At 64.8% G+C, this 12,621-nt stretch carries 14 protein-coding genes; 10 read left to right on the top strand and 4 right to left on the bottom strand.

Annotated elements, in window-relative coordinates:
- Nucleotides 1-165: 165 nt before the first annotated feature.
- The 5 genes from purB (at nucleotide 166) to ACO6VM_RS07100 (ending at nucleotide 4,275) form a co-directional block, all read left to right on the top strand.
- Nucleotides 166-1,536, top strand: coding sequence for an adenylosuccinate lyase (purB, locus tag ACO6VM_RS07080; protein WP_401058333.1), 1,371 nt, complete (start codon nucleotides 166-168; stop codon nucleotides 1,534-1,536).
- A gap of 81 nt (nucleotides 1,537-1,617) precedes the next feature.
- The gene (locus tag ACO6VM_RS07085) at nucleotides 1,618-2,784 is read left to right on the top strand and encodes a cupin domain-containing protein (protein WP_258642311.1); all 1,167 of its coding nucleotides are present in this window, start codon (nucleotides 1,618-1,620) and stop codon (nucleotides 2,782-2,784) included.
- A complete protein-coding gene (locus tag ACO6VM_RS07090; protein WP_125464665.1) occupies nucleotides 2,777-3,202 on the top strand; it encodes a GNAT family N-acetyltransferase in 426 nt (141 codons plus the stop codon). Before ACO6VM_RS07085 ends, ACO6VM_RS07090 begins: the two co-directional genes overlap by 8 nt.
- A gap of 131 nt (nucleotides 3,203-3,333) precedes the next feature.
- The gene (locus ACO6VM_RS07095; protein WP_125464666.1) at nucleotides 3,334-3,576 is read left to right on the top strand and encodes a DUF1654 domain-containing protein; all 243 of its coding nucleotides are present in this window, start codon (nucleotides 3,334-3,336) and stop codon (nucleotides 3,574-3,576) included.
- Nucleotides 3,577-3,582: 6 nt separating this feature from the next.
- On the top strand, nucleotides 3,583-4,275 hold the full coding sequence (locus ACO6VM_RS07100; protein WP_422402963.1) for an endonuclease: 693 nt from the start codon (nucleotides 3,583-3,585) through the stop codon (nucleotides 4,273-4,275).
- Nucleotides 4,276-4,281: 6 nt separating this feature from the next.
- Here ACO6VM_RS07100 and ACO6VM_RS07105 read toward each other — a convergent pair whose 3' ends face one another.
- The 3 genes from ACO6VM_RS07105 to ACO6VM_RS07115 all read right to left on the bottom strand — a co-directional run bounded on the left by ACO6VM_RS07105 (nucleotide 4,282) and on the right by ACO6VM_RS07115 (nucleotide 6,068).
- A complete protein-coding gene (locus tag ACO6VM_RS07105) occupies nucleotides 4,282-4,707 on the bottom strand; it encodes a GTP pyrophosphokinase (protein ID WP_125464668.1) in 426 nt (141 codons plus the stop codon).
- A 115-nt stretch (nucleotides 4,708-4,822) separates the two neighbouring features.
- Nucleotides 4,823-5,392 (bottom strand): SPOR domain-containing protein, encoded by a 570-nt coding sequence (locus ACO6VM_RS07110; RefSeq protein WP_401058235.1) that lies wholly within the window; start codon nucleotides 5,390-5,392, stop codon nucleotides 4,823-4,825.
- A gap of 79 nt (nucleotides 5,393-5,471) precedes the next feature.
- Complete coding sequence (locus ACO6VM_RS07115; protein ID WP_401058234.1) at nucleotides 5,472-6,068, bottom strand: TetR/AcrR family transcriptional regulator; 597 nt, start codon at nucleotides 6,066-6,068, stop codon at nucleotides 5,472-5,474.
- A 92-nt stretch (nucleotides 6,069-6,160) separates the two neighbouring features.
- Here ACO6VM_RS07115 and ACO6VM_RS07120 point away from each other — a divergent pair, with 92 nt between their 5' ends.
- The 4 genes from ACO6VM_RS07120 to ACO6VM_RS07135 all read left to right on the top strand — a co-directional run bounded on the left by ACO6VM_RS07120 (nucleotide 6,161) and on the right by ACO6VM_RS07135 (nucleotide 10,875).
- Entirely contained in the window at nucleotides 6,161-6,760 is a 600-nt protein-coding gene (locus tag ACO6VM_RS07120; protein ID WP_401058232.1) for an NAD(P)H-dependent oxidoreductase, read from the top strand.
- Between the two features lie 102 nt (nucleotides 6,761-6,862).
- Nucleotides 6,863-7,369 carry a sigma-70 family RNA polymerase sigma factor gene (locus tag ACO6VM_RS07125; RefSeq protein ID WP_110993183.1) on the top strand — a complete coding sequence of 169 codons (507 nt, stop codon included), beginning with the start codon at nucleotides 6,863-6,865 and terminating at the stop codon, nucleotides 7,367-7,369.
- Entirely contained in the window at nucleotides 7,366-8,343 is a 978-nt protein-coding gene (locus tag ACO6VM_RS07130; RefSeq protein WP_422402964.1) for a FecR family protein, read from the top strand. The genes ACO6VM_RS07125 and ACO6VM_RS07130 overlap by 4 nt, the downstream gene beginning before the upstream one ends.
- Nucleotides 8,344-8,436: 93 nt before the next feature.
- Entirely contained in the window at nucleotides 8,437-10,875 is a 2,439-nt protein-coding gene (locus ACO6VM_RS07135; protein WP_422402965.1) for a TonB-dependent siderophore receptor, read from the top strand.
- 6 nt (nucleotides 10,876-10,881) lie between these two features.
- Here the strand turns inward: ACO6VM_RS07135 and thpR are convergent, their stop codons facing one another.
- Nucleotides 10,882-11,427, bottom strand: coding sequence for an RNA 2',3'-cyclic phosphodiesterase (gene thpR, locus ACO6VM_RS07140; RefSeq protein WP_422402966.1), 546 nt, complete (start codon nucleotides 11,425-11,427; stop codon nucleotides 10,882-10,884).
- Between the two features lie 205 nt (nucleotides 11,428-11,632).
- On the opposite strand from thpR, the gene lpxO reads away from it, so the two are divergent.
- On the top strand, nucleotides 11,633-12,532 hold the full coding sequence (lpxO, locus tag ACO6VM_RS07145; RefSeq protein WP_110993179.1) for a lipid A hydroxylase LpxO: 900 nt from the start codon (nucleotides 11,633-11,635) through the stop codon (nucleotides 12,530-12,532).
- Nucleotides 12,533-12,621: the final 89 nt, after the last annotated feature.

Consider the following 12,621-nt stretch of genomic DNA (forward strand, 5'->3'; position numbering starts at 1 on the left):
CGATGGCGATGCCGGACGCTACGCCGCCATCGCGGGGCAAGCCCGCTCCCACGCCTGCTACCACCCGTTTCAAACAGGCCCGACCTTTGGTCAGCCACCCGACCCCGGCGCATTTTTCATGTATGATATGCGCCCCCCAAAAGCCTGACTGTCCGAGAACACCCCATGCAGCTCTCTTCGCTCACTGCGGTTTCCCCTGTAGACGGCCGTTACGCCGGCAAAACCCAGGCCTTGCGCCCCATCTTCAGCGAATTCGGCCTGATCCGTTTCCGCGCCCTGGTCGAAGTGCGCTGGCTCCAGCGCCTGGCCGCCCATCCGCAAATCGGCGAAGTGCCGGCGTTCTCCGCCGAAGCCAACGCCGTGCTGGACAGCCTGGCCACTGATTTCAAACTCGAGCACGCCGAACGCGTCAAGGAAATCGAGCGCACCACCAACCACGACGTCAAGGCCATCGAGTACCTGCTCAAGGAGCAGGCCGCTCAACTGCCTGAGCTGGCCAAGGTCAGCGAGTTCATCCACTTCGCCTGCACCAGCGAGGACATCAACAACCTGTCCCACGCCCTGATGCTGCGCGCTGGCCGTGACGAAGTGCTGCTGCCACTGATGCGTCAGATCGCCGAAGCGATCCGCACCCTGGCCCACACCCACGCCGCCGTGCCGATGCTGTCGCGCACCCACGGCCAGCCGGCTTCGCCGACCACCCTGGGCAAAGAGCTGGCCAACGTCGTCTACCGCCTGGAGCGCCAGATCGCCCAGGTAGCCGCCGTACCGCTGCTGGGCAAGATCAACGGCGCCGTGGGCAACTACAACGCCCACCTGTCGGCCTACTCGCAGATCGACTGGGAGCAGAACGCCCGCGCCTTCATCGAAGACGAGCTGGGCCTTGAGTTCAACCCGTACACCACCCAGATCGAACCGCACGACTACATCGCCGAGCTGTTCGACGCCATCGCCCGTTTCAACACCATCCTCATCGACTTCGACCGCGACGTCTGGGGCTACATCTCGCTGGGCTACTTCAAGCAGAAGACCGTCGCCGGCGAAATCGGCTCCTCGACCATGCCGCACAAGGTCAACCCGATCGACTTCGAAAACTCCGAAGGCAACCTGGGTATCGCCAACGCACTGTTCCAGCACCTGGCCAGCAAGCTGCCGATCTCGCGCTGGCAGCGTGACCTGACCGACTCCACCGTGCTGCGCAACCTGGGCGTGGGCTTCGCCCACAGCGTCATCGCCTACGAAGCCAGCCTCAAGGGCATCGGCAAGCTGGAAGTCAACGAAGCCCGCATCGCCGCCGACCTGGACGCCTGCTGGGAAGTCCTCGCCGAGCCGATCCAGACCGTGATGCGCCGCTTCAACATCGAGAACCCCTACGAGAAGCTCAAAGAGCTGACCCGTGGCAAGGGCATCACCCCTGAAGCGCTGCTGACCTTCATCGACGGCCTGGACATGCCAGCCGACGCCAAGGCCGAGCTCAAGCTGCTCACGCCTGCGACCTACATCGGCAACGCCGTGGCCCAGGCCAAACGCGTCTAAGCTGACCGTCGCGTTCAACGCCCGGCCTGGCCGGGCGTTTTTATTCCCGTACAAAAATTACGTTTTATCAATAGGTTGAACATGAATTCTGATACTCCACTGCAACTGCTGGGCGGCCTTACGGCCCGTGAATTCCTGCGCGACTACTGGCAGAAGAAGCCGCTGCTGGTGCGTCAGGCCTTCCCAGACTTCATCAGCCCGATCGACGCCGACGAACTGGCCGGCCTGGCCCTGGAAGAAGAAGTCGAGTCGCGCCTGGTGCTCGAGCACGGCGAGCGCCCATGGGAGCTGCGCCGCGGCCCGTTCGCCGAAGACGCCTTCAGCGACCTGCCCGAGCGCGACTGGACCCTGCTGGTCCAGGCCGTGGACCAGTTCGTGCCGGAAGTGGCCGAGTTGCTGGAAAACTTCCGCTTCCTGCCCAGCTGGCGTATCGATGACGTGATGATCAGCTACGCCGCCCCCGGTGGCAGCGTCGGCCCGCACTTCGACAACTACGACGTGTTCCTGCTGCAAGGCGACGGCAAGCGCAACTGGAAAGTCGGCCAGATGTGCAACAGCGACAGCCCGCTGATCGACCACGCCGACCTGCGCATCCTCGCTGACTTCGAACAGAGCGACGAGTGGACCCTGGAGCCAGGCGACATGCTCTACCTGCCACCGCGCCTGGCTCACTACGGCGTGGCCGAAGACGAATGCCTGACCTACTCGGTGGGCTTCCGCGCGCCGAGCGCCGCCGAAGTGCTGACCCACTTCACCGACTTCCTCGGCCAGTTCCTGCCCGAAGAAGAGCGCTACAGCGACGCCGACGCCCAACCGGTCAGCGACCCGCACGAGATCCAGCACGACGCCCTCGACCGCCTCAAGGCCCTGATCGACAAGCACATGTCCGACAAGGACCTGCTGCTGACCTGGTTCGGCCAGTTCATGACCGAGCCGCGCTACCCCGAGCAGGTTGCCGGTGAAGAACTGAGCGAGCAGGACCTGGTCAACTACCTCGAACAGGGCGCAGTGCTGATCCGCAACCCAAGCGCACGCATGGCCTGGTCCGAGCTCAACGACGACCTGATGCTGTTCGCCAGCGGCCGTAGTTGCCCACTGCCGGCCAAACTGCGCGAACTGCTCAAGCTGGTGTGCGCCGCCGATGCCCTGCACATCGACAACCTTGGCCAGTGGCTGCAGGACGAAGACGGCCTGATGCTGATTCAGCAGCTGGTCATGCAAGGCAGCCTGGGGTTCGCCGATGAATAAGATCAGCGTTCGCCTGGCCGACTGGCACAAAGACAACGCCGACATCCACCGCATCCGCAGCGCCGTGTTCATCGCTGAACAGCACGTGCCGCCAGAGCTCGAGTTCGACGCCGAAGACCCTACGGCCGTGCATTTCCTGGCCATGGAAGGCGAATACCCGATCGGCACCGCGCGCCTGTTGCCCGACGGCACCATCGGCCGGGTGTCGGTGCTCAAGGACTGGCGCGGCCTGCACGTGGGCGATGCGCTGATGCATGCGGTCATCAGCGAGGCGCAGAACCGCGACCTCAAGCAGCAGATGCTCAGCGCCCAGGTGCACGCCACCCCGTTCTACGAGCGCCTGGGATTCCGCGTGGTCAGCGAGGAGTTCCTCGAGGCCGGTATCCCGCACGTCGACATGGTGCGTGATTCGCGCTGAATCGCCTGAGCAACGCCTGGGGCCGCCTTGCGGCCCCAACCCCCTCGATCACGGCTTTCTTCCTGCCTGTTATTGCGAAATGGCCTACAGTGAAATACTGTATGCACATACAGCAAAACAAGGAACAGCCCGTGGCCAGCACCTCCGCAGCAACGCCAAGCAGTTATGAACAACTGGGTCAGCGCATCCAGAAGATCATCAACAGCCCAATCGCCCAGCGCAGCCGCGCCGCCTTGATCTTCCGCCTCGAACAGGAAACGCCCGAAGACTGGGACACCCTGCTCGCAGAAATCGCCGAGAACGACAACGTCACCCTCGCCCACCGCGATGACGGCGGCGTGCAGATCTTCTGGACCGTACCGCAGGAAGACTGACCGCCCATGAGAGTTCTGCTTTACGCGACCACCTGCCTGCTACTGACCACCCCGCTTGCCCACGCCGACGCCCCACGCACCTTCCAGGAAGCCAAGCAGGTCGCCTGGCGCCTGTATGCGCCGCAATCCACCGAGTTCTACTGCGGCTGCAAATACAACGGCAACAAGGTCGACCTGGCGTCCTGCGGCTACGCGCCGCGCAAGAACGCCCAACGCGCCGCGCGCATCGAATGGGAGCATATCGTCCCGGCCTGGCAGATCGGCCACCAGCGCCAGTGCTGGCAAAGCGGCGGGCGCAAGAACTGCGCGCGCAATGATGTGGCCTACCAACGCGCCGAGGCTGACCTGCACAACCTGGTACCCAGCATTGGCGAAGTGAACGGCGACCGCAGCAACTACAGCTTTGGCTGGCTGCCGGTGCAGCACGGCCAGTACGGCAGTTGCCTGACCCAGGTCGACTTCAAGGCGAAAAAAGTCATGCCGCGCCCGTCGATCCGCGGGATGATCGCGCGCACCTACTTCTACATGAGCCAGCAGTACGATCTGCGTCTGTCGAAACAGGATCGCCAGCTGTTCGAGGCGTGGAACAAGACCTACCCGCCGCAGGCGTGGGAACAGCAGCGCAACCAGCGGGTCGCGTGCGTGATGGGCCACGGCAACGCATTCGTCGGCCCGGTCTACCTCAAGGCCTGTGGCTGACGGCGCTCAGCCCAGCGTTTGCAGGTAGGCACTGGCCTGCTGGTAGCGGACCAGGCGGGCGAGATCCGCCGGGCCCGGGCAGGCGATGCGCGACAAGTCGCTGTTGTCGGCCAGGTCGGCCAGCTTCACTTCACGGGCCAACGGGTCGACGCCCAGGCGGATGACGAAGGCTTCGTAGCTTTCGCCTTCACGCCGGCTCAGGGCCAGCAGCGCGGCGAGTATCTTCAGCGGGAAGCCTTCGCGGGCAAGGTCGGAGAGGGTGAACGGGGTGTCTTCCAGCACATCGTGCAGCACCGCGACGATCCGCTGCTCGGGCGTGGTCACCCGCGCCATCACCCGCAGCGGGTGGAGGATATAGGCCGCCCCACCCTTGTCGTACTGCCCTTCATGGGCCTTGATGGCCAGCGCGATGGCACGTTCCAGCGTTGCCATGTGGCTCTCCTGCTCAGCGTTCGCCCCCTCAGCATAGCCGGTAAAAATGTCCTTCGACATCAAGGCCCTGCCAAGGGTAAGCCACACGCTACATGACAGCTTCTTGACGGTCCTGTCAGCGCTCGACACCGTGCTGGATGACCACCGAGTCGGTCCCAAGCTTGGCCATCACCTCCGCCTTGCGCGCATCGGCCTCGGCCTTGCTCGGGTACGGCCCGATCAACACCACAGGTTTGCCCTCGCGGTATTCGACCCAGGACGGGATGCCCTTCTCGATCAGGCGCGCGGTCATGTCGGTCAGGGCGCCCATGTTCGGCCCCTGGATCACTTCCACATCCCAGCCTTCCGGCGCCGGCTGGTCAGCCAGGGCTTCGGCGCGGCGCTGCAGCTCGGCGCCACCGCAGATTTCACGGATGCGCAGGTCATTGCCGGTTTCATCGATGATGATCTGGTACTGGCCGTCGCGCTTGATCGCCACGTAGCTACGATACGCCTCGAACTGCCCGGCATCGTCCTTGCCGCGCACCTGGCCGCAGATGGAGCCCTGGGTGTCGAAGCGCACATTGGCGAACTTGGCCGTCTTGGGGTTTTTCAGGTGCTCAGCCACCTGGTTGTGTACCCCTTCGACCTCGTTGTTGCAGCCCGCCAGGGCCAACACCGCCATTACCACAGCCAGTTTGCGCACGCGTGTACCTCCAGATTCGAAGGGGCGGATTCTAGCATGACCAATGCTTGAGTCCGGGGGTTATCCCGCCAGCGCCGGCTCATCGCCGGCTGACCATCGCGACAATGGTCGCCTGCAATTCCTGGCGGGCGGCTTCAGGCGCAAGCTCCCCGCAAGCGGCGGCCTGCGACAGTGCATCGGCAGCCCCGACCAAGGCGCGCAAACCAGCGGTATCGATGTCGCCACTTGCGGCGAACGGCGCCAGCGCCTGTCGGCACTTGTCGAGAAACGGCCCCTCATAGACGCGTTTAAGGGCCTCCATTTCCGGAGAGCCCGCCAGCGCCGCGCTGACCCCGGGAATCTCCCGCCCCTGGCTCATCACGCAATTGACATAGGCGTCGGCGATCACCTGCGCCCGCCCAGCCAGGTCGGCCGGGCCGCCGGCCAGGGCGCTGTCGAGCATGGCGGTCTGGCGGGCGTCGTACTCCTGATACAACGCCACCAGCAGCCCGGTGCGGGTCTCGAAGTGGTCATACACCACAGGCTTGGTGACCCCGGCCTGCTCGGCCAGCCGGCCCAGGCTCAAGCCCTCGGTACCCTCTTCGCGCACCAGCTGCCAGGCCACATCGAGCAACTGACGGCGGCGCTGCTCACGTGAAAGGCGCTTGCGCGAGGGGGTCTTGTCATCGCTTGACATCGCTTACCTACCAAAAGTAACTTACTAAGGGTAACTTACCGCGAGTATATAGCGCTCACGGTTTTCCTGCACAGCTTGATGGAGTCTTCGCCATGCATGCCCTGATCGTCATTGGTCACCACGACCCTGCATCCCTCACCCATGCACTCGCCGGGCAGGTCGCTGCCGGTTTGCACGCCGCCGGCCATACCAGCGAGTTCGCCGACCTGGGGGCCGAGCAGTTCGACCCGCGCTTCGGCCTTGCCGACCACGCCGTGCACCGGCGCCAGGCTGCGGCCCCGGCAGACGTGCTGGCCGAGCAGGCGCGCATCGCACGGGCCGACACCCTGGTGCTGGTCTACCCCATCTACTGGTGGTCGCTGCCAGCCCTGCTCAAAGGCTGGGTGGAGCGGGTGTTCAGCAATGGCTGGGCATTCGACTACCACGCCGACGGCAAGCTGATCAAAAAGCTCGATGGCCTGACCGTGCACCTGGTCGGCGTGGCCGGGGCCGACGCTGGCACCTTCGAGCGCCACGGCTACAACCAGGCGATGACGACGCAGATCGAACACGGCATCTTCGACTACTGCGGCGCCGAGGTGCTCAGCACCACGCTGCTCACCGACAGCGAAATCCAGGACAACCACGCCAACCTCGAACGCGCACGGCAACTGGGCGAGCGACTGTTCGAAGGCCATCTCGCCCTCGCCTGAGCCGCACTAACCGGGGGCGGCAGTCCACCGCCCCATTGCAGCAACCCGAGCGACCCGGCTACTATTGAGAACGATTTTCACTAACACTCTGGAAACCGGTCGTTGGACAGCACTTCAACCCGCAAGCTGGGCTTCTTCTTCAGCGACCACCATCGCTGGCTGCTGCAACACATCAACAAGCGCCTGCGCAACCGTGCCGACGCCGAGGACACTGCCGCCGAAGCGTTCTGCCAGATGCTCGGCGCGCGGGTCGACCCCGACAGCATCCAGCAGCCCCGCGCCTACCTGTCGACCATCGCCCGCCGGCTGATCTTCGACCGTCACCGTCGCCGCCAACTCGAACAGGCCTACCTGGACCGCCTGGCCCTGTTGCCGGAGCCAGTGGCCCCTTCGGCCGAGGAACAACTGCTGCTGCTCGAGGCGCTGGTCACCATCGACCAGGTGCTCGATGGCCTGCCGGATATCGTCAAGGCGGCCTTCCTCTATAGCCAGCTCGATGGCCTGAGTTACGTCGACATCGCCGCCAAGCTGAACCTGTCCGAACGCACCGTCAGCCGCTACATGAAGCAGGCGCTGCGCCAATGCTACCTGTGCGAGCTGCAGCCATGAGCCGCCAAGTGCTCGACAGCATCAGCGAACAGGCCATCGACTGGATGGTGGAGCTCAACGCTGGCGGCCATGACGCCAGCCTGCCCGCGCGCCTGCAGCACTGGCTGGGCCAGGACCCTCGGCACCAACAAGCGTGGGACTTGCTGCAACAGCGCCTTGGCCGCCCCTGCGCGGTACTGCGCGGCCTCGATGCAAGGGCGCCCGGCCAGACCGAAGCCACCCGCCGCCTGTTGCTGCAACCCACCCGCAGCCGCCGCGAAGTGCTGCGCACCATGGCCGGCCTCGGCCTGCTGGGCGGCGGGCTGTGGGCCGGCTGGCGCAGTGACGCGGCCCTGGGCTGGCGAGCCGACCTGCACACCGCCAGCGGCCAGCGCCGCAGCTTCACCCTGGACGATGGCAGCCGCCTGAGCCTCAACAGCCACAGCGCGGTCGACTTGCTGTTCGATGCCGGCCAACGCCTGGTGGTATTGCGCCGTGGCGAACTGCTGATCCAGGTCGCGGCAGACCCGCGTCGCCCGCTGCGGGTACGCACCGCGCAAGGCCAGGTGCAGGCCCTGGGCACCCGCTTCCTGGTCAGCCAGGAGGCAAGCTCGACCCGTGTGGTGGTGCTGCAACACAGCGTGCGCGCCAGCCTCGCCGACGGCCGCCAGCTCGACCTGCAGGAAGGCCAGGCCGCCTTGCTGCGCAGCAGCGGTATCGAACTGCTCGCGCAGGAACAACGCCAGCGCGCAGCCTGGCTCGAAGGCCGCCTGGAGGTGCTCGACGAGCCGCTGCACCAGGTGATCGACGCCCTGCGCGACTACCAGCCCGGCTTCATCCGCCTGGCTCCCGAAGTGCGCTCCCTGCGCGTACAGGGCGTGTTCCCGCTGGACCAACCCCGGGAGGCCCTGCAGGCCCTGGGCGAAACCCTGCCGATCCGCATCGAACACTACGGCCCGTGGCTGACCCTGATCGGGCCGGCGGCAGCGGGTTGAAAATATTTTTGAAAATCATTCGCAAAGGTGTCCGGTTTTCATTTCTCGTTGCACCTAACTCCTGACAGCCAACTTCAAACTCGGGAGAACACCGTGCACAACCTATGGCCCCGCGCCCTGCCCCTCGTCATCGCCCTGAGCAGCCTCAGCGGCTTTGCCCAGGCGCAGACCCAGTCGTTCAACCTGCCGGCGGCAGACCTGGCCACCACGCTCAACCGCATTGCCAGCCAGAGCGGGCACATCATCGCCCTGGAGCCCGGCCTGGTGCGCGGCAAGCAGGCCCCGGCGGTGGTCGGTGAAATGAGTGCCGAACAAGCCATGCAGGCCGCCCTGGCCGGTAGCGGCCTGCAACTGCGGGTGACCGCCAGCGGCCACTTCAGCGTGGCGCCGGCCAGCCTGGAGGGCAACGCGCTGGAGCTGGGCAGCACCAGCATCAGCGACAACTACCTGGACGCCACCAGTGAAGGCAGCGGCAGCTACGCCGCGCGTGCCGTCACCCTCGGCAAGGGTGTGCACACGCTCAAGGAGATCCCGCAGTCGGTCACCGTCATCACCCGCAAGCAGCTGGACGACCAGGGCATCACCGACCTGCAGGACGCCGTCAACCACACCACCGGCCTGGTCGGTGCCCAAGGCATCGGCCCGGGCGTGGTCATCACCTCGCGCGGCTTCCAGATCGACGACTGGCAGTACGATGGGGTGCCGATCCAGCGCAATAACTACTCGCTGGGCAACTGGGCAACCCAGGACCTGGTGTTCTTCGACCGCGTGGAAATCCTGCGGGGCGCCTCCGGCCTGCTGCAAGGTACCGGCAGCCCAGGTGGCGCGATCAACCTGGTGCGCAAGCGCGGCCAGGCCACCCCGACCGTCGCCCTGACCGGCAAGGCGGGCTCCTGGGATCACTACGGCCTGCAGCTGGACGCCGGCGGCCCGTTGACCGGCGATGGCCGGGTACGTGGACGCGTGGTGCTGGACGAAGACCAGAGCGACAGTTACATCGATTACAAGTGGAGCAAGAACCACTCCCTGTATGGCGCCCTGGACATCGACCTGAACGATGCCACCACCGTGGGTGGCGGCATCAGCTACAGCCGCCAGCAGTCGCGCCCGATGCTGCGCGGCATCCCCCGCTATGCGACCGGCAAGGCGGTGGACCTGCCCCGCTCCACCTACACCGGTGCGCGCTGGAGCCGCGCCGAGACCGACGTCACCACCTACTACCTCGACCTCGAGCACCGTTTCAACGACGACTGGACGTTCAAGACCGCCGCCGTGCGCATGGATGAGACCAATACCTCCACCCACCAGCGCGTGCAGACCATCGACCAAGGCCTGGCCCCCGATGGCACGGGCATCAGCTACGCCGACTGGATCACCGATTTTCACAACACCAAGCTCGGCCTGGACATGAACCTGGTCGGGCATTTCGATACCGGCTCCGTGGCCCACGAGGTGACCCTGGGTGGCAACTACGCCAAGCTGAAGTCCGACGATGCCTATTGGCGCAACTTCGTCGACGATCCCGACGACAACATCTTCGCCATCGATCACAACCGCCCGGAACCTAGCCGCGACAGCCTGCTCGCCGGCGACATGGGCCGCGCCAACCGCGCCAGCTACGACGTCCGCCAGAAAGGCCTGTATGGCGCCTGGCGCGTCAAGCCGGTGGAGGACCTGACCCTGGTGCTCGGCGCGCGGGTCAGCTGGTTCGACTACCGCTGGGATTCGACCGACTTCAACGGCCCGAACGAGCCCGGTAACCAACACCCGACCAGCCGCATGACCGAGACCGGGCAGGTCACGCCTTATGCCGGCTTCGTTTACGACCTGACCCGTGAATGGGCCTGGTACGCCAGCTACACCGATGTATTCGTGCCGCAGACCGAGCGCGCCGTGGGCAACGCGCCGCTCAAGCCGGTGGTGGGCAGCAACTACGAGACCGGCCTGAAAGGCGAACTGCTCGACGGCCGCGTCAATGCCTCGCTGGCCGTGTTCCGCTATGACCAGGAAAACCGTGCCGTCACCGACGTCGCCTCGGGTTTTGCCTGCGATGACTGGTACTGCTCGACCGCTGGCGGCAAGGTGCGCAGCCAGGGCGTCGAAGCCGAGGTCAGCGGCGAAGTGCTCAGCGGCCTGCAACTGTTCGCCGGCTATACCTACAACACCACCAAGTTCCTCGAAGACCCGGACAACAAGGGCCGTGTATTCAGCCAGTGGACCCCCAAGCACATGCTGCGCGCCTGGGCCGACTACACCCTGCCGCTGGATGGCCAGCGCTGGAGCACCGGGCTGGGCTTCACCAGCCAGAGCCACACCCTGGGCTACGAGCGCAACTATGAAGTGGCAGGCTACACGGTCTGGAGCGCACGCCTGGCCTACCAGCTGACACCCGAAGTGAACCTGGCGGTCAATGCCAACAACCTGTTCGACAAGAAATATTGGGTGGCCGGTTTCAACCAGCTCAATGGCAGCAACAACTACGGCGAGCCACGCAACTTCATGTTCACGGTCAAATACACGCCGCAGTTCTGAGACGCCTCAATCCGCCAGGGGCCATTCGGCCAGCGGCCAGTACTGGCCCTTGCGCGACTCGAACAAGGTGAAGCTGCGCGCCGCAAGGAAGAACTCAGGCGCTTGCACCGCCTCCGGCAGCGGCCCGCGAAAGTCCCGCGACAGCGTCAGGTGCGGCCGGTACTCGCGCACCTGCGCCTCGATGCCCAGCGGCAGCACTGCCTGCTGCAGGGCATAGACCAACTGGCGCAGGGCCGCTGGCGCCTGCTCCGGCTCAAGCATCAGGGCGCTTGCCCGCGGCCACACCTGCAACCGGTCGAGCACCACCCGCAGCGGCGCATCCGGGCGCTGCAACGGCTCGACGGCAGCGCACACCGCCGGCACCAGGGCCGCATCCACATCCCCCAGAAACAGCAAGGTCACATGGAAGTTGTCCGCCGGCACCGGCTTGCCGCTGCGCAGATCCAGGCCACGGCGCCACTGGGCGATGGCGCGGCGCTGTCCGTCACTGATCGAAAGGGCGAAAAACAGGCGCTTGAACGGTGCGCCGCTGGGGCGTGAGTCCTGGACCATAGGGCGTTCCTTGTCAGAAGATTGGGGTAATCCAAAGCACAAAATACATGGAAAAATCCAGTTGAATCGTTTGCGCAAGCTGTAGGCCATTACACCTAAGTCGCCCGGAATTTACGTAACAATAAGTACAATCCCTGACGATGTTTGTTTATGCTGGCGGGCTTATGCCATGGCGCATGGCCATTTTTTAGACAAGTAACCGTCCATGAAAATTGCACTCGTACTGATCTTCGTCCTCTCGATCGCCTATGTTCACCTGCGCGGTCGGGTTCGTCACAAGCTGACCCGCCAGCTGGGCGACCACTCCAGCTTCCTCGCCCCGGTCAACAGTTTCCTTTACCTGTTCTCCAGGCTCCCGGCCAAGCCCTACCTGCCGGTCGAGGCGTTCCCCGAGCTGCAACCGCTCAAGGACCACTGGCAGGAGATCCGTGCCGAGGCCCAGCAACTGCTGCATGCCGGCGAGATCAAGAAGTCCGAGAATTACGACGACGTCGGTTTCAACTCGTTCTTCAAGACCGGCTGGAAGCGCTTCTACCTGAAGTGGTACGGCGAGAGCCACCCCTCGGCAATGAGCCTGTGCCCACGCACCACCGAGCTGCTGCAGGGTATCGGCACGGTCAAGGCGGCGATGTTCGCCACCCTGCCACCGGGCGCCAAACTGGTGCGCCACCGCGACCCGTACGCCGGTTCCTACCGCTACCACCTGGGCCTGGATACCCCCAACGACGACGGCTGCTACATCGATGTCGACGGCGAGAAATATTCGTGGCGCGACGGCGAAGCGGTGATGTTCGACGAGACCTACATCCACTACGCCGCCAACACCACCGAGCACAACCGCATCATCCTGTTCTGCGACGTCGAACGCCCGCTCAAGTACCGCTGGGCGAGCGCCTTCAACCGCTGGTTCAGCCGCAACGTCATGGCTGCCGCCGCCGCACCCAACGATGCCAATGACAAGACTGGCGGCATCAACCGCCTGTTCACCCGCATCTACAAGATCCGTGAACGCGGCAAGGCGCTGAAGAAACGCAACCGCATGCGCTACTACCTGGAAAAGTGGGCAGTGGTCGCCGCGCTGGTGCTGGTGTTCATCTACATCTGACCGGGCAGCGTCGTACGTACACCATCGCGGGGGGGGGGGGGGGAGGAAAGGGGGGGGGGGGGTGTCGCGATGGTTTTTTTCTGGTGGAA

The organism is Pseudomonas sp. GZD-209, assembly GCF_049310485.1.
In the GTDB taxonomy this organism is placed as follows: Bacteria; Pseudomonadota; Gammaproteobacteria; order Pseudomonadales; family Pseudomonadaceae; genus Aquipseudomonas; species Aquipseudomonas sichuanensis.